This window comes from Sporosarcina sp. So3-204, assembly GCF_058068165.1.
Genome location: NZ_CM176485.1, coordinates 791,583 through 813,256, shown reverse-complemented (window position 1 = coordinate 813,256; position 21,674 = coordinate 791,583). Strand labels below are relative to the sequence as shown.

General features: G+C 37.1%; 20 protein-coding genes and 1 other annotated feature. Of the genes, 9 read left to right on the top strand and 11 right to left on the bottom strand.

Annotated elements, in window-relative coordinates; all coding sequences use genetic code 11:
• Positions 1 to 30: 30 nt before the first annotated feature.
• From AC3RV6_RS03835 to AC3RV6_RS03820, 4 genes are all read left to right on the top strand, one after another.
• Positions 31 to 690, top strand: a complete 660-nt coding sequence (locus AC3RV6_RS03835) for a lytic transglycosylase domain-containing protein (protein WP_489748139.1) — start codon at positions 31 to 33, stop codon at positions 688 to 690.
• A 104-nt stretch (positions 691 to 794) separates the two neighbouring features.
• On the top strand, positions 795 to 1,187 hold the full coding sequence (locus tag AC3RV6_RS03830; protein ID WP_489748138.1) for a globin domain-containing protein: 393 nt from the start codon (positions 795 to 797) through the stop codon (positions 1,185 to 1,187).
• Positions 1,188 to 1,201: 14 nt separating this feature from the next.
• Complete coding sequence (locus tag AC3RV6_RS03825) at positions 1,202 to 1,990, top strand: DsbA family protein (protein ID WP_489749179.1); 789 nt, start codon at positions 1,202 to 1,204, stop codon at positions 1,988 to 1,990.
• Between the two features lie 283 nt (positions 1,991 to 2,273).
• Positions 2,274 to 3,631, top strand: a protein-coding gene (locus AC3RV6_RS03820; protein ID WP_489746585.1) for an IS3 family transposase whose coding sequence is annotated in 2 segments (ribosomal slippage) — positions 2,274 to 2,742 and positions 2,742 to 3,631 — 1,359 coding nt in all. Because the reading frame shifts where the segments join, the coding sequence is not laid out codon by codon here.
• 648 nt (positions 3,632 to 4,279) lie between these two features.
• Here the strand turns inward: AC3RV6_RS03820 and pepF are convergent.
• The 5 genes from pepF to AC3RV6_RS03795 all read right to left on the bottom strand — a co-directional run bounded on the left by pepF (position 4,280) and on the right by AC3RV6_RS03795 (position 10,415).
• Positions 4,280 to 6,103: an oligoendopeptidase F gene (gene pepF / locus AC3RV6_RS03815; protein ID WP_489748137.1), complete on the bottom strand. Its 1,824-nt coding sequence runs from the start codon at positions 6,101 to 6,103 to the stop codon at positions 4,280 to 4,282.
• Between the two features lie 51 nt (positions 6,104 to 6,154).
• Entirely contained in the window at positions 6,155 to 7,297 is a 1,143-nt protein-coding gene (locus AC3RV6_RS03810; RefSeq protein WP_489748136.1) for a competence protein CoiA, read from the bottom strand.
• A 202-nt stretch (positions 7,298 to 7,499) separates the two neighbouring features.
• Positions 7,500 to 8,159: an adaptor protein MecA gene (gene mecA / locus AC3RV6_RS03805; RefSeq protein WP_489748135.1), complete on the bottom strand. Its 660-nt coding sequence runs from the start codon at positions 8,157 to 8,159 to the stop codon at positions 7,500 to 7,502.
• Between the two features lie 245 nt (positions 8,160 to 8,404).
• A complete protein-coding gene (gene spxA, locus AC3RV6_RS03800; RefSeq protein WP_489749178.1) occupies positions 8,405 to 8,800 on the bottom strand; it encodes a transcriptional regulator SpxA in 396 nt (131 codons plus the stop codon).
• Between the two features lie 409 nt (positions 8,801 to 9,209).
• On the bottom strand, positions 9,210 to 10,415 hold the full coding sequence (locus AC3RV6_RS03795; RefSeq protein ID WP_489748134.1) for a putative glycoside hydrolase: 1,206 nt from the start codon (positions 10,413 to 10,415) through the stop codon (positions 9,210 to 9,212).
• Between the two features lie 124 nt (positions 10,416 to 10,539).
• Positions 10,540 to 10,771: a binding site (T-box leader), on the top strand.
• Positions 10,772 to 10,833: 62 nt separating this feature from the next.
• On the opposite strand from AC3RV6_RS03795, the gene trpS reads away from it, so the two are divergent.
• On the top strand, positions 10,834 to 11,820 hold the full coding sequence (gene trpS / locus AC3RV6_RS03790; protein ID WP_489748133.1) for a tryptophan--tRNA ligase: 987 nt from the start codon (positions 10,834 to 10,836) through the stop codon (positions 11,818 to 11,820).
• Here the strand turns inward: trpS and AC3RV6_RS03785 are convergent.
• The 3 genes from AC3RV6_RS03785 to AC3RV6_RS03775 all read right to left on the bottom strand — a co-directional run bounded on the left by AC3RV6_RS03785 (position 11,777) and on the right by AC3RV6_RS03775 (position 14,360).
• Positions 11,777 to 12,070, bottom strand: coding sequence for a YuzI family membrane protein (locus AC3RV6_RS03785; protein ID WP_489748132.1), 294 nt, complete (start codon positions 12,068 to 12,070; stop codon positions 11,777 to 11,779). The two genes, trpS and AC3RV6_RS03785, sit on opposite strands and share 44 nt — an antisense overlap.
• A gap of 51 nt (positions 12,071 to 12,121) precedes the next feature.
• Positions 12,122 to 13,360, bottom strand: coding sequence for a beta-ketoacyl-ACP synthase II (fabF, locus tag AC3RV6_RS03780; RefSeq protein ID WP_489748131.1), 1,239 nt, complete (start codon positions 13,358 to 13,360; stop codon positions 12,122 to 12,124).
• A gap of 67 nt (positions 13,361 to 13,427) precedes the next feature.
• Complete coding sequence (locus AC3RV6_RS03775) at positions 13,428 to 14,360, bottom strand: beta-ketoacyl-ACP synthase III (RefSeq protein WP_489748130.1); 933 nt, start codon at positions 14,358 to 14,360, stop codon at positions 13,428 to 13,430.
• A gap of 188 nt (positions 14,361 to 14,548) precedes the next feature.
• Here AC3RV6_RS03775 and AC3RV6_RS03770 point away from each other — a divergent pair, with 188 nt between their 5' ends.
• Positions 14,549 to 14,731: a DUF2929 family protein gene (locus tag AC3RV6_RS03770; protein WP_489748129.1), complete on the top strand. Its 183-nt coding sequence runs from the start codon at positions 14,549 to 14,551 to the stop codon at positions 14,729 to 14,731.
• Positions 14,732 to 14,824: 93 nt separating this feature from the next.
• On the opposite strand, the gene AC3RV6_RS03765 is transcribed toward AC3RV6_RS03770, so the two are convergent.
• From AC3RV6_RS03765 to AC3RV6_RS03755, 3 genes are all read right to left on the bottom strand, one after another.
• On the bottom strand, positions 14,825 to 16,975 hold the full coding sequence (locus tag AC3RV6_RS03765; protein ID WP_489748128.1) for an ATP-dependent Clp protease ATP-binding subunit: 2,151 nt from the start codon (positions 16,973 to 16,975) through the stop codon (positions 14,825 to 14,827).
• Between the two features lie 146 nt (positions 16,976 to 17,121).
• The gene (locus AC3RV6_RS03760; protein ID WP_489748127.1) at positions 17,122 to 17,430 is read right to left on the bottom strand and encodes a metal-sulfur cluster assembly factor; all 309 of its coding nucleotides are present in this window, start codon (positions 17,428 to 17,430) and stop codon (positions 17,122 to 17,124) included.
• A gap of 50 nt (positions 17,431 to 17,480) precedes the next feature.
• Positions 17,481 to 18,251, bottom strand: coding sequence for a prolyl oligopeptidase family serine peptidase (locus AC3RV6_RS03755; RefSeq protein WP_489748126.1), 771 nt, complete (start codon positions 18,249 to 18,251; stop codon positions 17,481 to 17,483).
• 137 nt (positions 18,252 to 18,388) lie between these two features.
• Between AC3RV6_RS03755 and AC3RV6_RS03750 the strand changes: the two genes are divergently transcribed.
• From AC3RV6_RS03750 to AC3RV6_RS03740, 3 genes are all read left to right on the top strand, one after another.
• The gene (locus AC3RV6_RS03750) at positions 18,389 to 19,204 is read left to right on the top strand and encodes a Cof-type HAD-IIB family hydrolase (RefSeq protein WP_489748125.1); all 816 of its coding nucleotides are present in this window, start codon (positions 18,389 to 18,391) and stop codon (positions 19,202 to 19,204) included.
• A gap of 166 nt (positions 19,205 to 19,370) precedes the next feature.
• Positions 19,371 to 20,234: a DegV family protein gene (locus tag AC3RV6_RS03745; protein ID WP_489748124.1), complete on the top strand. Its 864-nt coding sequence runs from the start codon at positions 19,371 to 19,373 to the stop codon at positions 20,232 to 20,234.
• A gap of 11 nt (positions 20,235 to 20,245) precedes the next feature.
• The gene (locus AC3RV6_RS03740) at positions 20,246 to 21,571 is read left to right on the top strand and encodes a CoA-disulfide reductase (protein ID WP_489748123.1); all 1,326 of its coding nucleotides are present in this window, start codon (positions 20,246 to 20,248) and stop codon (positions 21,569 to 21,571) included.
• The last annotated feature ends 103 nt before the right edge of the window (positions 21,572 to 21,674 follow it).

The following is a 21,674-nucleotide window of genomic DNA, read 5'->3' as shown; positions in this document are numbered from 1 at the left end:
GTGAAATTCCTATAGAAAGGATTGATTCCAATGGACGCTAGCAATCTACGGATTTTAATGGACATTAATTCCCTACAATCATTTGGCACAGTACAATCCTATGCGAATAATAATACTTCATCCCCGAATTTATTCACACAAATGCTGAAAGAAGTGCTAGGCAGTACATCCAATAACTTATCCGAACAAATCACAGCATCCGACAACTTAAAATATACTGGTGATAATCGTGTTTTCCAACCGTCAATGTTAGCTTCTATGATTGCAAATAAAAGTGATTCACCAACACTATCCTATAGCCCGTCTATAAAAGACGGTCAATATACAGATATTATTAAACAAGCATCGATGCAATATGACATACCTGAAGACTTGATATCTTCCGTTATTCGTCAGGAATCAAACTTTAAAAACAATATTGTTAGTAAATCAGGTGCACAGGGACTTATGCAACTAATGCCTGGTACAGCTAAATTTCTAGGTGTCAAGGACAGTTTTGATCCTGTACAGAACATAACTGGTGGTGCGCGTTATTTACGCCAAATGCTCGACCAATTTAATGGAAACATCGAACTTGCTTTAGCTGCCTATAATGCCGGCCCGGGTAATGTAAAAAAACACGGCGGAATTCCCCCATTCAAAGAAACACAGAACTACGTAAAGAAAGTATTAAATACATTTCATTCATAACCACAAGTATGTCAAGCGATAACCATGGTAGATGCTATTTATTTGTGTATGTCCACTTCCGTTGATAGAATAGCAGTACAGTCAGAGCAAAGGAGAGAGATACAATGATTCGTAAACCTTTGATCCCGTATGAGGAGATCGGTGCAGATAAATTATCGGAGCTTATCGATGTATTTTATTCAAAAGTGGCCGTTCATCCAGACTTATACCCGATTTTCCCGAAAGACCTGACAGAAACTGCCCGTAAACAAAAACAATTTCAAACACAATATTTAGGCGGTCCAAATCTATTTAGTGAAGAACATGGTCACCCCATGATGAAAGCAAGACATATGCCATTTCCCATTACACCAGTTCGCGCTGAAGCATGGTTATCATGTATGGCAGAAGCAATGGATGAGGTAGAACTTGATGAGAAAATACGTGATTTTTATTTTAAGCGTCTCGTTTTAACTGCAAAACATATGGTTAACCGGAGCGAGGAGGGAATTATTTGATTCCACGTCCATTGATGGAAAACCCAATAGGTCCTTCAATCGCAACGAGACCGATTGAACTCTATGTTTTTATCAATCCAACATGTGATGATTGCTGGTCACTGCAGCCGATTCTTAGGAAACTTCAAATTGACTATGAGCAGTACTTTTCACTAAGAATCATTTTGCATACATCGCTTCCCGCAATGAATGTTTCATGTTCAAGAGGTACTGAAATGCATGGAATGCGTGAGAAAATTCATCCGTCTTTCCCTTCACTCGCCATCAAAGCAGCTGAATTTCAAGGAAAGCGTGCAGGATTTCGTTTTTTATCAAAACTTTTTGAATACTCACATTTAAAATCAAGAAATGTCACATCTCTACCTGTATTAATTGAGATTGCCGAACTTCTTAACCTCGATGTCGATGAATTTATTCGTGATTTTTCTTCAGAAAATGTATTACGTGCCTTGCAGGTCGATCTTTATATGGCAAAAGAAATGGAAGTATATCAAGCACCAACATTTGTCTTCTTTAATGAAAATATTGAAGATGAAGGTTTAAAGATTGATGGTCTATATTCTTACGATGTCTATGAACATATTCTGGAAAAACTTATTGGTTATGAAATTATTCCTAAATCTCCACCTTCGCTAGATGATTTATTTATACGTTTTGATACATTGGCTACAAAAGAAATTGCAGAGATATATAGCATTACAGATAAATCTGCAGATCGAGAACTTAAAAAGAGACTTCTCCAACAACATGTGGAGCGGCATACTTTTCAAGATATCACGTTATGGCGTAAAAAGTGTCATTAATAAAAAACTGATTATTTGCTGAGTAAAGCAGATAATCAGTTTTTTAGGTTCTTTGTCAAATGACGTTGGTGAAGAATAATAGCCAACCATAACTTAGTTATTGTAGGGCTATCCAAGAAGTCAGTAAAGCTGATTTTTTAGGTTAGTCCTTTTTCATGTATCCCGTTGTTTTCCGTTCCAGATGGACGCTTTCCGCGGGCACGGCTTCAGCCTCCTCGTCGCGAAAAGCTGAGCTGCACCCCTAATATTGGACACGTCATCTAATATTAGGAGGTCTAAAAAAGTGTCCAAGTATACTAAAGAATTTAAACTTCTAGTCGCCAAACGTTACGAACATGAAGATATTAGTTACCGAGATCTTGCAGGACAGGTTGGCGTCGACAACTCTGTAATTCGTTACTGGGTGCTTCTGTTTAGACATCATGGTGATAATGCGTTTGACTTTCCCTATACAAACTATCCAAAAGCCTTTAAACTTAGAGTAATTCAATTTATCAATGACACGGATTACTCTGTTCGAGAGGCATCGGCTATTTTCCATATCCCGGATCCTAGTATGGTCCGCAGGTGGAAGAAAAAGTGGGAGACAGCTGGAGAAGGTGCCTTTAAAACGAAAGAAAAGGGGCCTTCTACAATGAAATCTCGCAATCAAAAGAAAACCACTTCCAAAGATCTTGGCGACCAGTCAAAGGACGCCATGAAAAAAGAACTTGAATATCTTCGTATGGAAAATGCCTATCTAAAAAAGCTGGAAGCCTTAGTTCAGGAAGAAAAATCACTAAAAAGATTAAAGCGAAAGTAATATTTGAACTAAGGCATGAATTCCCAGTAAACAAGATGGTCAAGATAGCCGGTATGGTAAGAAGCACCTACTACTACATCATTAATAGTTTCAAGCAGCCAGATCCCGATCGCAAGTGGAAGAGAAGGATCAACTTCATCTACCAGCGACACAAAGGGCGCCTTGGGTATCGCCGGATCACCGACGTCCTGATCGAAAAAGGACACACGATAAACAAAAAGAAAGTACTTCGGATTATGCGAGAACTGGGGCTTCAATGTATTGTCCGAATGAAGAAGTACAAATCCTATAAAGGTGCATTTGGGAAAGCAGCTCCAAATGTCTTGAACCGTAATTTCAAAGCAGGAAAACCCAACGAAAAATGGGTGACAGACGTTACGGAATTTAAATTATTTGGACAAAAATTATATCTCTCACCTGTTTTAGACCTGTTCAATGGTGAAATCATTACCTATACGCTTCAATCGAGGCCTACGTTTGATTTGGTGGAAACAATGTTGAAGCAGTCACTTGAATACGTAAAAGAAGACGATAAGCTCTTGATCCATTCCGATCAAGGCTGGCATTATCGAATGCCGCAGTATTGTCAGCTACTAAAGGAAAACAACATCACACAGAGCATGTCTCGAAAAGGCAACTGTTACGACAACGCCGTCATCGAGAACTTTTTTGGAATTCTTAAATATGAATTCCTGTTCCTGCAGGAATTTGATAATCTTGAACACTTTAAACACGAACTAGAGGAGTATATCCACTACTATAATCATTTGAGAATCAAGTCCAGATTGAATCGGAAAAGCCCAGCGGGCTATCGGATGATATTCGAATCAGCTGCTTAGAAAAATAGCGTCCAATTTTAAGGGTCCAGTGCAAAAGCACGCTCCTGTGGGGTCTTCAGCTCGCGTTGTTCCCGCTGGAGTCGCCATCTTGCACTACAAACAACTAGTATTGCACTTGTGAATTATATAAAAATAGACAAAAGACTTTCAAGCCTATTAAATTCTCATAAATGTTACGCAGCGTCAAAATGGGATTTTCCTTCACCAACGTCATTTATTTTACAACCTTTTTTATTAATTTATATAATAGAAAAGAGTATCCACTCCTGGGGGGGAGTTGGATACTCTTATACAAAGGGAATGGAAGAAATGTTCACATTCAAACAAAGGGGTATTTGTTTGGTTAGTGATTTAATTCACAAACTTATTTTATCACGAAATAATTGTAACATCAACTTTTCACAATCCAATTAACAAGATTGTCACATTATAAATCTCGTCCAGACTTTTTTCTAGTTTGAAAACACGAAGAGGAATTGAACTTCATTCCTCCAATTTCAGGCGGTAGAAATTCGCCTTCATTTTTTCAATAGACAGTGTACATTCTTTCGCCGCATTTTCACTTATAAATACAGGGAAGTTTTATTGATTTCAAAAAAAGAGTCCAATCCTTCCTAAATAAATTAGGTTGGATTGAACTACTGTAAATTACTTGTTTTTCAATAACAAAGCTTCCAGTTCATTTAACTTTTCTTCAAATACTCGGCATGCTTCTTCGATTGGCGCGGCACTTGTCATATCCACACCAGCCTTTTTAAGTACTTCTATTGGATAATCGGATGAACCAGCCTTCAAAAAGTTATTGATATATCGTTCCACCGCGGGCTCGCCCTCAGTGAGAATTTGATTGCTGAGTGCAACAGCTGCACTATATCCAGTTGCATATTGATAAACGTAATAATTATAATAAAAGTGTGGAATTCTAGCCCACTCTACCCCTATTTCCTCGTCGATTACTATATCTTCACCAAAATACTTTTGATTCAAGGCATAGTATTCAGCAGTTAGCTTTTCAGCAGTTAGTGCAACGCCTTGCTGATCTAGCTCATGTATCAAATGTTCAAATTCAGCAAACATCGTCTGACGGAAGACAGTACCACGGAAACCATCAAGCCAGTAATTTAGTAAATAAATACGTTTTTGTTCATCTTCTGTTGTTTTCAATAAATGATCGTTTAGAATCGCTTCATTTACAGTTGATGCAACCTCAGCAACAAAAATAGAATAACCGCTGTAAACATAAGGCTGATGTTTTCTTGAATAATAACTGTGTACACTATGGCCAAACTCATGCGCCAAAGTAAATAAATTGCTAACATTATCTTGCCAGTTCATCAGCACATACGGATTTGTACCATAAGCACCTGATGAATAAGCACCTGAACGTTTACCAACGTTCTCACGCACATCAACCCAACGATTTTCAAGACCTTCCTTGACAATCTCACCGTACTCTTCTCCAAGTGGATGAAAACTATCTAACATCGTTTTTGAAGCATCTTCATATGTGATTTTCATATCGGCATCCGGAACAAGTGGTGCAAACAAATCCCACATATGGAGTTCATCAAGTTCAAATACTTTTTTCCTTAAAGCTACGTATCTTTGAAGCAAATGCACATTTTTATTAATTGTCGACACAAGGTTATCATAAACTTGCTCCGGAATATGATTGCTCGACATTGCAGCAGCTCGTGCAGATGGATAATTTCTAATGCGCGCACTTACATTATCACTTTTTATATTTCCAGATAATGTAGAAGCGAATGTATTTTGGAATTTCCCGTAAGTTGAATACATCGCCTTAAATGCAGCTTCTCTAACTTTCTCATCATTACTTTCGAGAAAACCAATATAACGACCATGGGACAGTTCAACCTCTTCCCCGTCCTCATTCTTCACTTTCGGAAATTTAAGATCCGCGTTATTCAGCATACTAAAAGTTTCTGAAGCACTTCCGGTAACCTCTGATAACTGCGCAAGAAGTGCCTCTTGTTCAGCAGGCAATACATGTGGACGTTCCGTATTGATTTCTTCAATCTCTTGTTTATAAAGAAGTAGCGCTTCATTATTTTCAACAAGATTGTTTAATGTTTCTTCATCAATTGATAGGAGTTCTGGTAAGAAAAATGACAATGCTGTCGATGCTTTAACGAGTAATGTTTTGGCACGACTTTCCATCGCTTGGTAAAAACTATTTATTGTATCTTGATCAGTTTTTAAATGAGCATACGTGTACAAACGGCGCAATCTTTCCGACAAAGAATCGCGGTATGTTAATGCTTTAAAAAGGGCATCAGAACCATCTCCAAGTGTTCCTTTGTATGTTTCTGCTTCCTTTGAAAACTCCTCAATCAGCAAGTATTCTTCTTCCCATGCTTGATCAGTAGCAAAAATATCTTCAAGGCGCCACGTTTCCTCAACTTTCACTTCATCGCGAGTTAACACTCTATTCTTAGAATCAATCGACATTTAATATCCCCCTTGTATACTTATTTCGAGTTACGGAACATCTCTATTTTCTCAATCTTCACTACAGTTTGCAAGTAATGTATTTTCAATACAATTAGCGAGTAGTTTATCACCGAATACAATATCATCTTTTAAAGATTCTACACCCATTGATTCAAGAAAAAATTGATATTTTATACAAGCATTCACTTGTCTTTTCGATACACCTTCGAACTTTTTTACAAAACTGTACATATCCCCCTTTGTAATTTCATTAAATTTCATACCTCTCTTTTTAAAAAAGTAAACAAATAAAAGTTGCCACTCGACAGCCTCTTCACGAAAAGGATTCAAACTTGTCAAAGGCACGCCAATCCATAACGGCAATTCAAGAGGTCGCACTCTCAGCTCATAGCATCCCCGTAGAAACGGTTCATTAATCCCTCTTCTGTTTAATAAAACTTTCGTATTCAGAAATTTATTCCGCATAGCGCGAAAACTCAATGCATAACTTTGAAAATCTTTAAAAGTAGGATTTTTCACGCGCGCAAAAGGAAAAATTTGTTTTGACATACACAAAGTACGATGAATACCTATATACCTTTTTCCAGCAATTTGTAGGAGACTGTGTACATAATGGAATTGTTCTAATTTGGGATCATATGTTAGTAGAAAAATATTTTTTGGAAAACTTCGGCTAATAAAAGTTTCCTCAAATTTAGATAGATAGAAGATGCCAACACCTTGGGGAGATTTCTTTATCTTTTCAGGGGTATTCAAAATCCAAATAGGCTTCATACCTACACGATTAAAACCTTGTGTTCTAGACTTAATTTCAGCAATAGGTATAGAACTACACTGAAACTCTATTGGAATACTTTCTTTATTATAGGTTATAAGAAGATCTGGACGCTGGGCCAAACTTTTAGAATAAGGTTCTAGCTTTACCTCACTAACTTTCTTCTCGAAAAAATTAAATAACTGTTGTTTACCAATTAGGTGTTCTGTAGACTCCCCTTCAGAAAATGTAGCAGAGCAGGAAACATTCACCTCATGCGCAAAATGGGGTATTACTATTTCACCCACTTTTAGTTTTACAGCATTATCACATTGTGTACAATAAAATTTTGTTACCTTTCTCCATTCTCTCAATTGATTCTTATCCATCTTCTGAGAAAGTATAATATACTTTCCTTCAATAGTCTTTGCCGTCAAAATTGCGCATCACTCCTTTTTATAATATTACGAACTATTCAGAGAAATTGCAAGTGTATTAGAAAAAACTGTGGCATTCATCGGTAGCAATGTCTTGGCATGATTTCAAGTTCTTAGAAACTTGTTTAAAAGAACCTTAAATATTTACACACAAAAAAACGCAATAGCAAATTAAGCTATTGCGTTTACTAATTTTTATACTTTAAAAATATTTAACAACTTGAGTGAAAACATCGGATTCCATAACAATATCTCCATATTCCTCAAGACGGTGAATGGTCATATTCGACAGCGAGCCAAATTCAGTAAGAAAACTAAACAAATCTGACTTACTATCATCTTCCATTAAGTCTTTATCATACTCGACATACAAATAATACATGTCTTTTAAGAAGTATAAAGAAGTGTTAGCTTCATATCCTAACTGTTCAACTCGTTTCGAGAGTCGGATTATATCTTCGAAGTCTTTAAAGTAAAATGTATTATCCGTCCATTCTACTCCACTATTTCCACCGGCTGACAAAGCGTCATCAGCATTTTCAAACATAGTACCATCTGCTTGCTGAAACAACTTTTTTGTTTCTTCTTGATCAAATGGATGCTCTTGCGAGTGTCCATCTTCGTTTTGAGCACGCGTTACCGTAACTTCAATTCCATTGTTCATTGCATGGACTTGAATCCAAAGTGGACCTTCCACTTCAAACTCGGATTCTTCACTTATTTCGTCCATCATATCCCAAAAAAGTTCTTCACTTTTATCACGGTTATACCAAACTTCTTCACGCGTAAAGCCACGCTCTTCTATATCAATATACGTTAAAAAGAATTTAACTGTGTTTTCGTTTATTCGTTCTATTTCCATTCCAATCTCCCCCTCCCTATTGAATAGGATTATAGCAGTCCCTTAAACTAAAAAATAAAACCTACAATGCTTATTCTTACTATATGACCGACCGTCAATATTTGTAAGGGTTTTTCCACAGTTCTCTACTTTTATTAGTATAAGCAATTGTAGATAACATTTATTAGGAAAGCAAGGAAAAGATAAAAGCCGATAGGTTTTGGCATTTTACAATGACCCACCTATCAGCTTTTTATTTCATACACTTAGTTTACCATTCGACGTGCTTCAAGCAACTGATAAGCTCTTACTTTTCTAGGTAAGAATCGACGTATCTCATCTTCATTATATCCTACTTGAAGTCTTTTTTCATCAAGTATAATTGGTCTTCTGAGAAGACCTGGATGTTCTTGAATTAATTCATATAATCTTTGCAATGGTAAACTTTCTACATCGACATTTAATTTTTGATATATTTTAGATCTCGTTGAAATTATCTCATCCGTACCGTCTTCTGTCATACGAAGGATTTCTTTAATTTCAGCGATATTTAAAGGTTCTGAGAAAATATTTCTTTCTGTATATGGAATTTCATGTTCCTCAAGCCAAGCTTTAGCTTTCCTACATGACGTACAGCTTGGTGATGTAAATAATGTGACCATCATATGCTGACACTTCCTTTCAATTCGGCTAATTGATAAATCATTTTATTTTATTATAGGTTAATTAGAATAATTTTAATCGAAATCCTTATACTTAAGTATACACAATTTCATTAATTAAGAAAACACTTTTTAAAAATTACTTTATTTCTAATGTTACTTTCGTCACAATTCCGCAATATAAAAGACTTTACAGGAAATTTTGTTGTACATATACTGTTATTCCCATCTGATATACTTTTTAAACATCTGATTCAAAAATTAAGTAGAAATTCTCATTTAGGTTCTCCTTATTGAAAAAGTTAATTACTACTTAATAGTACGTTCAACCAATTAAAAGGTTTCATTTTAATTAAACTTAATTAATTTAATTGAAAATAAATCATAATCCATTCATCAGTTATTAATTTTACTGCTTATAATTTACGTCCTTTGAATAAGTATTTCCAGCATTCCATAAAAGATACTCATCTATACCATTATCTTTTAAACCTTTAATTTGCGCTTCGACTTCTGACTTACCATATCTAATGTAATTGCCCTTTCCTAACCATGAAGCGGTAAAGTCTTGTAGCCATGGTCGTGAAACAGGTTTGTTTTCAAGTGCCTCTAGCACCTTGTTTTCAACCTTGGCGTATTCAGCAACTAATTGATAAGGCTCCAAATCAGGTTTCGCAATTCCGAAATAAGAAGTCCAATGACTTGGATAGATCATTGATGAAATGACATCAACATTTTCTGAGATTTTCGAAAAGTTTTGTCCGATGCCCGGCGCTTCAGTTAATGTTGCAGCATAACCAAATATATCTACAGAAACTTCAACTCCGTAAGGTTTTAACTGCTCTCTAGCATAAGCTACAAAATCTGTAATCGCCTCAACACGGCGTTGTATGGGATCAAGTTCAGATTGTGAATAGTCTTGAAAGTCAAATTTCAATGTATCATCTCGATTTTCAAACCCTTCAGGAAAACGGACATAATCAAATTGAATTTCCTTAAAACCCATTTTTGCTGCTTCAATTGCCACTTCTACATTATGTTCCCAAACTTCTTTCATGAATGGATTAACAAATGCTTCACCACGTCGATTTTTCCAAACTGCGCCATTATCCATAAATGATAATTCAGGACGCATTTCCGCAAGAACACTATCTTTAAAAACGACAATACGTCCAATTGGATAGATTTTTTTCTCCTCCAAAACTTTCAACATATCATTTGGATTCGTAATATATGGTTTACCTATATTCAATTCTTTTAATGGCGAATCATCATCTGGCAAATATGTAATATTCCCATAGTCATCTTTTATATCAATCACCATGGCGTTAAGATCAGTATTATCAAGCAAGTCGACTAACTTATTGAACTTTTCCCCACCAGCGGAATGACCTGTAACATAAATTCCGCGAACAGCATCCGGATATTCAAAGGTTAATCCTGAATTATATTTAAACAAAGATGAAGACGCAATAAGTTGTAAATCTATTAACTTAAGGCCGTGTGTAATCTGAGTAAAGTCTTCTATTTCTTTATTTTCCGTAGCTTGAGTAGTTGATGGAGCAGCAATAAAAATGATGCATACCAATGATGCAATCCACTTCGTTATTCTCAATACGACACACTTCCCTTCTATTCTCCTTTAGTTTAACAATGTTTCGACACGATTGATAGAGCTAAACAGGACTTATTTCTTGCAATTGTAAATACTTCAACATATAATACATAAAATATGTATAGTATCGGCGTTGAAGGAAATAGTAAGTCCGTGACAGTTTTCAGGGAGTCTGTGGGTATTGTGAACAGATAGCTGGGCGGAGTGAATGGGTTCCAGAGCCTTAATAAGTGAACGCGAGGGAATTTTTTTGCCTTTGCCAAGTAAATTATTACGTCATTCCGCGTTAAGGAGCTTGAGAGGCCTACGGGCAATTCGGGTGGTACCACGATTAAAAAAGATTAGTCGTCCCTATTTTAGAGGGGACGACTAATCTTTTTTGCGTACAACTTTTATTTAAATTAGGAGGAGAATGATTATGAAAACGATTTTTTCAGGCGTACAACCTACTGGCACTGTAACATTGGGGAACTATATTGGGGCATTTCGTCAGTTCGTTGAATTACAACATGAAGCTAATTGCTTATTTTGTATAGTTGATCAGCACGCAATTACTGTTCAACAGGATCCAAAACAATTACAAGAAACAATTCGATCACTAGCTGCTCTATATGTTGCTAGTGGAATTGATCCAGAAAAGGCAGTATTGTTTATCCAATCAGAAGTTCCTGCACATGCACAAGCTGGATGGATCATGCAATGCGTGTCCTATATCGGAGAACTTGAAAGAATGACTCAGTTTAAAGACAAGTCAGAAGGTCAAGAAGGTGTTTCTTCGGCATTGCTAACTTATCCACCTTTAATGGCTGCTGACATTCTACTGTATAATACTGACATTGTTCCTGTAGGAGATGATCAAACACAGCATCTCGAATTAACTAGGGATCTGGCAGAACGTTTCAATAACCGTTACGGGAAAACATTGACGATTCCTGAAATTCGTATTCCTAAAAATGGAGCACGCATAAAATCACTTCAAGATCCTTTGAAGAAGATGAGTAAGTCCGATCCGAATAAACGTGCTACCATTTCACTCCTTGATACACCTAAAGAAATAGAAAAGAAAATAAAAAGTGCTGTCACAGATTCTGAAGGTATCGTAACTTTTGACGTTGAAAACAAGCCAGGCGTTGCAAACCTACTAACAATTGAAGCCGCTATGAGCAATAAAACAATCGAGGAACTTGTCTCTAAATACGATGGGCTTCGTTATGGTGATTTCAAAGCTGGCGTTGCTGAAGCGATTATAAATCATCTAACACCTATTCAAGAAAAGTATTATAATCTACTTGATTCAAATGATCTTGACAGAATTTTAGATAATGGTGCAGAACGTGCGAATGCCATTGCGACAGTAACTCTTAAGCGGATGGAGAACGCGATGGGGCTCGGTAGAAAACGATAATCATTAGTGTGATTGCTGAAATAATTAAAAGCGCAAAGTCTGCTGTTCGAACAATAAAGTAAAAAACTTGGCTCCATTCATAACCAAGTGTTCTATAATTAAAATAAAAAATAATGTGAGATATGCTAATAACGAGAAGTCCATAGCTTATTAGAAATAAAAATAGGCGTGTAATTGCACATCTTCCTTTGCTTTTTATTAAGTATATGAAAAGAAAGTTACCTTTAAGACAAGGGTAACTTTTTTTCATTTGAAAAATAAAAAACGCCCCATGATCTGGGGGCGCTTCGTTAAAATAATCTTATATTTTCTTGAAAATAAGTGACGCGTTATGGCCACCAAAACCAAGCGAGTTACTCATCGCATACTTAATGTCAGCTTTTCTAGCTTTATTTGGAACATAATCTAAATCACATTCTGGATCTGCCGTTTTATAATTAATTGTTGGAGGCAAAATACCTTCTTCAAGTGCCTTACATGTGAAAATTGCTTCAATACCACCAGCAGCTCCTAAAAGATGCCCTGTCATCGATTTTGTCGAGCTCATTGCAAGTTTATAGGCATGGTCACCAAAAACGGTCTTCGCCGACATCGTCTCAAATTGGTCGTTATATGCTGTACTTGTTCCATGCGCATTAATATAATCAATTTTATCGGGTGAAATTCCAGCTTCTTCAAGCGCTTGCACCATTGCACGTGCAGCACCTTCACCACCAGGTGCTGGAGCTGTAATATGATGAGCGTCACCTGTTGAACCGTAACCAATCAATTCAGCATAAATTTTCGCACCACGCGCAACTGCATGCTCATATTCTTCTAGAATTACAATCCCAGCGCCCTCACCCATAACAAATCCATCACGCTCATTATCAAATGGACGTGATGCTGTTGACGGATCAGGATTTAAAGAAAGTGCTTTACTTGAACAAAATCCTGCAACAGCCATTGTCGTTATTGGCGCTTCTGCACCACCAGAAATCATTACATCTGCTTCTCCGCGACGAATTACTTCAAATGCGTCACCGATTGAGTTTGTACCAGATGCACAAGCTGTTACCGTACAAGAATTAACTGCTTTCGCGCCGAAATAAATAGACACTTGCCCTGAAGCCATGTCCGGAATCATCATCGGAACGAAAAATGGGCTAACACGGCGATATCCACGTTCTTGGAATATCTTAAACTGCTGCTCATGTGTTTCCATTCCGCCAATACCAGAACCAATCCATACACCCGTACGTAAAGCAGTTTTATCATCAAGCTTTTCTAGACCTGCATCTTTCATTGCCATAATAGATGCAGCAAGTGCGTAATGTGTAAAGCGATCCATTTTACGCGCTTCTTTTTTCTCGATATAATCTTCTATTTCAAAATCATTTATTTCCGCTGCTACTTTTACCGGAAACTGATCACTATCTAGTCTCGTTAGCATGCCTATTCCTGATTTCCCAGCTAGCACAGCCTCCCAAGACTTCTCAGCTGTATTCCCAACTGGCGTTACAGCACCAATACCCGTTACAACAACTCGTTTATAACCCATTTATATAACTTCCCCTCAATATTTTTAATTTTCTATACAATAAAACAGACTGTATTTAGAGGTAATATTATTTTCCCCAACGCAAGCAAATGCCGCCCCAAGTTAAACCGCCGCCAAATCCAACCATCACAATAACATCATCATCTTTTATTTTGCCTGCCTCAAGATCATCAACAAGTGATATTGGAATTGATGCAGCAGAAGTATTCCCGTATTTATGAATCGTTTTCGAAACTTTCTCTACTGGCAATCCAAGACGTTCTCGTGAAGCTTCCATAATACGAATATTCGCTTGGTGTGGAATTAAATAATCAACTTCTTCAGTCGTTAATCCAGCTTTCGTAATGACATTAACAGCAGTTGCGCCCATTTGACGGACAGCAAATTTAAAGACATCTGGTCCACTCATACGGAGTTTAGTATCTTGATAAAGAAGATGACCACCCGATCCATCTGCGCCAAGTTCAAATGATAAGATTCCTCGTCCTTCACTTACATTACCAATGATTGCTGCACCAGCACCATCCCCAAATAATACTGCAGTGTTCCGATCTTCCCAATCAGTAATTTTTGATAACTTTTCTACACCAACAACAAGCACATAGTCGTAAGCTCCAGTTTCCACAAATTGTTTACCCGTTATAATACCATACATAAAACCTGCACATGCTGCTGAAATATCCATAGCTGCTGCGTTCTTAGCACCTAATTGATGTTGTAACATTGAAGAAACTGATGGAAAAGGTTGATCTGGTGTTACGGTCGCAACGATGATTAATCCAATTTTTTCAGGATCGATGCCGGCATTATCAATAGCGGCCTGTGCTGCATGAAAAGCCATATGTGAAGTATCAATCGAATCATCTGCAATATGTCTTTGTTCAATACCTGTTCTTGAACGAATCCATTCGTCTGATGTATCCATGCGTTCTTCTAAATCGTGATTTGTTAAGATATTCGGCGGAACGAATTTTCCTACCCCTATTAAACCTACACTCATTCTATATCCCCCGTCCTTTTAATATCTATTATTAGTACCTGGTGTTAATCATAAAATAAAAATGAACTTTTTACAACCGCTCGACACTATTTCGTCAAAATAATTCATTTATAAATGAATACTACTTTAAGGTCTGGACAGCCTATGATACAATAATTAAAGAAATAGTAATGTTGAGGTGAAATCCATTGAGTTATATATTTACATTTATTTGGTCATTCCTATTAGTAACTATGTTAAATTATGTTGTTAGTTCGATTGCAGCAGTAGAGTTCCATTTACTTTCGGGCGCTATCGTGTCAGCTGTTCTTGCAATTCTAATCATTATCATTGGTGAAACATTACCAAAAGGTCCAATTTCAGATCATTAATTTGTAAGTTAAGCCGTCTCATTACTATGGGATGGTTTTTTTATACAAAAAATCCGTTCAGCCGATTTTTCATCAACTGAACGGATTTTCATTTTAATTATTCTCTACGATCAACTTTCCATTTCCCATCGATAACGCTATTTCTTTATTAGCGCCAAGTTCTCCTGAGATCAACTCTTTCGCAACAGCTGTCTCAATATAACGTTGGATAAAACGCTTCAATGGCCGAGCCCCAAAATCAACATCCGTGCCTTCTTCTACAATCCAATCCAGCACTTCTTCAGTATAAGTTAATTCGACTTCTTGTCCAGAGACTCTTTTAACGAGATCTTTAAGCATCTTTCCGGTAATTAATTTAAAAGTATTCCCTGTAAGCGAATGGAAGATTATAATATCGTCCATCCGGTTTAACAATTCAGGTTTAAAGTGATTTTTTAATTCAGCCATTACCAAATCTTCAGCTGCATGATTCTCAGTGTCTGTTAGACCATGTAATAAGTATGACGAACCTATATTAGACGTCATAATAACAACTGTATTGGTAAAATTAACAACGCGTCCTTGACTATCCGTAATTCGTCCATCATCTAATATTTGCAAAAGTATATTCGAAACATCTGGATGTGCTTTTTCTATTTCATCAAGCAGTACAACTGAATATGGATTACGTCTCACAGCTTCTGTTAACTGTCCGCCCTCTTCATAACCAATATATCCTGGTGGTGCACCGACAAGTCTTGATACGCTATGCTTCTCCATATATTCAGACATATCTATGCGAATGAAATGATCTTCCGAATCAAATAAAGTTGCTGCCAACGTTTTTGCAAGTTCAGTCTTCCCGACGCCAGTAGGTCCTAAAAACAAAAATGAGCCGATTGGTTTTGATGGATCATTTATTCCAGAACGCGCACGCCATACTGCCTCTGTTACCAACTGAACAGCATCATCTTGTCCAATGACTCGTTCTTCTAATGTTTCACGGAGACGAAGTAATTTATCTCTTTCCCCTTCAACAAGTTTTGTTACCGGAATACCTGTCCATCTAGCAACGATTGACGCAATTTCCTCTTCTGTTACTTCCTCACGAAGCAATCGATTTTCCTGACTGTCTTGGAGCGGTTCTTCTAGCTTTTTTAATACGAGTTCTAATGCCGGAATCTTACCGTATTGAAGTTCAGCAGCTTTTGTTAAATCAAAACGATTTTCAGCATCTTCAAGTTCACGTTTATATTGATCCATTTCTGCGCGCTTACCTTGAATTTCTTTTAGTGCTGATTTTTCTTTATCCCATTGCGCACGCATTCCTGAAGAAGAATCTTTTAACTCTTTTAGTTCAGCACGCAATATCTCTAATCGAGTTTTACTTGCCGAATCTTTTTCTTTTCTAAGTGCTTGTTCCTCAATTTCTAATTGCATAATTCGACGAGTTACCGCGTCAAGTTCTGTCGGCATCGAATCGATTTCTGTCCGAATCATTGCACTCGCCTCATCGACTAGATCAATCGCTTTATCTGGTAAAAAACGCTCTGTTAAATAACGATTTGATAAAGTCGCCGCTGCAACGATTGCGCGGTCATGAATCCTTACACCATGATGCAGTTCATAACGCTCTTTTAAGCCCCTTAAAATTGAAATCGTATCTTCGACAGACGGTTCCCTTACTAGTACTTGTTGGAAGCGTCTTTCTAGTGCAGGATCTTTTTCAATATTCATACGGTATTCATCCAATGTCGTTGCCCCTATACAATAAAGCTCGCCGCGCGCAAGCATCGGTTTTAACATATTACCTGCATCCATCGCGCCTTCTGTTTTTCCGGCACCAACAATTGTATGAATTTCATCAATGAATAAAATAATTTTTCCTTCACTATCTTTTACTTGTTTTAAAACACCTTTTAAGCGCTCTTCAAATTCACCCCGATACTTCGCACCTGCGATTAAAGCACTCATATCTAGCTCGAAAATTTGTCTGTCTTTTAAGCCATCTGGCACATCACCTTTTACAATTCTTTGTGCAAGTCCTTCTACAATAGCAGTTTTACCAACACCTGGTTCGCCAATTAAAACAGGATTATTTTTCGTTTTTCTAGATAAAATACGAATTACATTCCTAATTTCTTCATCGCGACCAATAACGGGATCCATTTTCCCTTTTTTTACTTCTTCAACGAGGTTACGACCAAATTGTTCAAGCGGTGTACGTTGATCCTCTTCTTGTAATCCACCCATACGCATAAACATCTACCTCTCTATTTTTTCATTATTTGACTTTGACTATCTTTGACTATCTTTATAATATAACGGATTATGGGCATTGTAAAGTAGATTGCTTACAAATAAAAAAGGCTACAAGACCTTAGAAACAAGTCATGTAGCCCTTACTATTATTATCTAACGCCAAGTGCCATTTTTGCGTAACGCGACATATTATCTTTTGACCAAGGTGGACTCCAAACAACATTTACATCCACTTCTTTTACTTCAGGAAGTTCCATTAATTCTAATTTAATACTAGAAACAATTTGTGGCGCCATCGGACAGCCCATAGATGTAAGTGTTATTGTGATAACTGCTTTACCTTCATCATCTAACTCTGCATCATAAACAAGTCCTAAGTTAACAATATCTATACCTAATTCTGGATCGATTACGTTTTCAAGTGTGCCATATAAATATTCTTTCATTTCTTCAGCCATATTCATTTCACTCCTTATTCATTTAATATATTAATCATAGCAGTGGACGTTCATTCATTCAAATAACTTGCAAGTTTATTTGTAGCTTCAAGCATAGCCGATCTAGATACAACATGTCCTGCCTCATTATCCACAGTGAAAGATAATCTTTCAGGAACCTTACTATAATCCGCCTTTATGGACTCATAAAACTTACTCGTCGGCTCAAATGGAACAACGACATCCTTTCGACCATGCCAAAAATGAATCGGTCTTTTATTTAATAAAGCCGGATATATCGTCAAATCGAGCATCGATAAGTCTTCAAACAATAAAGTCTTTTCTTTTTCAGTATGCGGTATTTTAAAACCATCTTTTTCAAAACTGCTAATTTGATTTTTAGCCAACTCAACAAAACCTGGTGCGCCCATCATTATCGCTGCCGCATCTATCCAATCGTATGTTGCAAGCATACCTAGTGATGTAATGCCGCCAAGTGATGTGCCACTTACCCCTATTTTCTTCGTTGTTAAAAGTTTGCGCTTGAACAATTCTTCTCGAAGCATTCCAAGCTCTTCTATAGAAGTGAGTACAATTTCCCAAAAACGTAAGCCCAATTGAACAGGATCTAGATTTTCTTCTCTAGCACCGTGTAGAAATGCATCTGGTAATAATACCCGAATACCTTTCGATGCTAGATTAAAAGCAAAGTGAAGATTATGTTCTTTCGCACTCATGAAACCATGATGAAAAACAACAACCGGAATTTCTTTATTGGCAAACTCTTCGCTTACTACATGTAATAGTGGAACTTCTCCCCAATTTTCTTCTCTTAGGATCATTAACTAGTCATCCTTCCTACTTCATTTTAGATTACCAAAGTTTTTTTAAAATACCAATGAGTTGCATTGTCTGGCAGAATTTTTTGACTTAGATCACAACTTAACGATAAACTTATACTAATAGAGGAGGAATAAATTTGAAACCACATTTAATTGTTCTTGACCTTGACGGAACTTTATTAACAGATAAAAAGATAATCACGCCTAAAACTGTAAATGCTTTATTAAAAGCGCAAGAAAACGGTCATCATGTCATGATTGCAACAGGTAGACCTTACCGAGCAACTGAACCTTATTATAAACAGCTCGGATTAACTACACCAGTCGTTAACTTTAACGGTGCCTTTGTTCATAGACCTAACGACAGTTCTTGGAAAGTAATTCATGAGCCGCTTAAACTATCGGTTGTGAAAGAAGTCGTCGAGGCTATGGAGCAATTTCCACATAATAATATCATTGCAGAAGTTATGGATGATGTTTATATGAACTACCACGATGAAAAACTGATAGACGCATTTAGTTTCGGAGGTACGCGAATTAATGCGGGTGCCATTAAAAGCTTTCTAAAGGATAATCCTACAAGCTTACTCATTCAAGCAGACGAGGAAAATGTCGAATTAATCGCTAACCACCTCCGTCATATACATGCCGAAGTCATTGATCATCGATTGTGGAAATCACCTTGGGGTCATGTCATTGATATTTTCAGACACGGACTTAGTAAAGCGGAAGGGCTTGCACATGTCTCCAAATGGATGGACATCCCAAGAGACCGCATAATTGCATTTGGCGATGAAACAAATGACCTTGAAATGATAGAATTTGCAGGCGTCGGCGTTGCCATGGCCAACTCAATCGATGAATTAAAATCGATCGCCAATGAAGTTACAACTTTTTCTAATAATGAAGACGGCATCGCACAAATACTAGACGATCGTTTATTTACAAGATAATTGAGTCGATTTCATAATTACCTTAACTTGCTACAACGACACAACATATTGTTCGAGAACGGTTCAACTCGACTATATGTTGTGGTGTGTGGCGATAAAATCCTATTATGAAATTGATTGAATTATAACAAAATAAAAATAGGACAAATCATTAGGGGGAATTAAAATGAAGATATTTGCAGACAGTGCGTGTGATTTGCCATTAGCATTTTATAAAGAAAATAATGTAACATTGCTTCCTTTACATGTTTTAGTTGACGAAGCAGAATATGAAGACATTGTAGAAATTGATTCCAAGGAAGTTTATAAAGCAATTAGGGGTGGTAAACAACCAAAGACATCACAAATTTCGCCAGAACGATTTGTTGAGGAATGGACAGAACTTGCCAATTCAGGTGAAGATGGCATTTATATCGCATTTTCTTCAGAGTTATCAGGTACTTATAGCACCGCTGTTATGATTCAAGCGCAAATTAAAGAACAACACCCTAATTTAAACTTGATTATTATAGATTCGAAATGTGCATCATTAGGTTTAGGACTTCTCATTAAAGAAGCGGTAAAACTTCGGAATCTCGGAAAAGACCTTACTACCATTGAGCAGCATATCAAATTTATGGCCGAGCATATGGAGCATCTATTCACAGTTGAAGACCTTGATTATATGGCTAGAGGTGGACGTGTTTCTAAGGCAAGTGCGTTCATTGGCGGACTTTTGAATATTAAACCGTTACTACACGTAGCAGACGGAAAACTTGTGCCTATTGAAAAGCTTCGTGGTCGTAAAAAAGTGTTGCGTAGAATTATTGAACTCATGGAAGAACGAGGAGATCAAATTTCCAAACAATCAATCGCGATTAGTCACGGTGATGATGAAGCGATTGCACTCGAACTAAAATCAATGGTAGAGGAAAAGTTCAATCCACTAGAAGTTGAAGTGCACCTTATTGGCTCTGTTATCGGAGCACATGCTGGACCTGGTACTGTTTCAGTATTTTTCCTAAATAAATTAAATCAGAAATTAGATTAGAAGGTGATTATATGAAAGTACTAATTGTTGGAGCAGTGGCTGGCGGATCTACTGCCGCTTCTCAAATTAAACGTGCAGTTCCTGAGGCTGCAATAACCCTCATTGACCGAGAATCTGAAATTGGCTACGGCACTTGTGGTATGCCTTATGTCATTGGTGGATTAATCGATGACCCCAAAAAAGTAGCTGGTCCTTCTCCTGAAAGTTTCGGAAAAGACCGTGATATTAATGTGCTTATTAAGCATGAAGTCTTATCAATTAATCGAATTAACAAAACGGTTGAAATCAAAAACCTTGAAACAGACGCTACTTTTACGGAAAACTATGATAAGTTAATCTTGTCGCCAGGTGGTCAATCACGAATACCAGAACTAAAAGGATTAGGCGATTTACCTTTACTTACGTTAAAAAGTTATGCAGATATGGAAAAGGTTTTACACTATATCAATGAAGAAAAACCTAAGTCATGTGCAATTATTGGCGGTGGTTTTATTGGTGTCGAGTTTGCAGAGAACTTCGTTAGATTAGGCCTTAAAACGGCTTTAATTGAACGAAATGAACGCGTTATGAAAATTATGGATCCAACTATAACTGATATTTTATATAATGAAATGAAAGACCACGGTGTAGATTTTTATTTTAATGATGCAATTGAACGTATTGAAGGTAATAAATTGATAATGAAAAATGGCTTCAATTTAGAAGTTGACTTCATTGCCGCTAGTGTCGGAATCATACCTAATACAAAACTTGCTGAAGATATCGGCCTAACAGTCGGTCCAACAAATGGAATTGTCGTCAACGACTATATGCAAACTGACGACCCAGACATCTACGTTATTGGTGACATTGCCGAATGTAAAGACTGGTTTACCAAAAAGCCAAAAAGAGTACAACTAGCGTGGCATGCGCATCGACAAGCCTTTATTGTCGCGCGTCATCTCGCTGGAAAACCAGTTAAGATAAACGGGTTTCTTGGTGCAACAATTACAAAAGTCTTCAACTTAACGGCAGCAATGACCGGACATTCAGCTAAAAGCTTGACAGAAGAAGGTATCGACTTTGAAACAGTTACTCATTCAGGGAGAACAAACGCAGGCTATTATCCTGACACCGGAAATATTACACTCCTCGTTCACTACGACCGTGTATCAAGGCTAATTCTTGGTGCACAAGCAGTTGGAGATAAAGGTGTGGACAAAAGAATAGACATAATCTCAACCGCAATCATGGGGAAAATGACTGTCGACGACCTTGCCGCTCTTGAATTAAGCTATTCTCCACCCTACTCTTCTCCAAAAGATCCAATTAATATGCTTGGTTATAAAGCAAAATAAGTACGTAATGATTGCACAAAAATCACGCAAGAGGTAAACAGACTATTTCAACACCTATTAAACAAAAAATAAGCCTTGAATGACCTAATTGTCATTCAAGGCT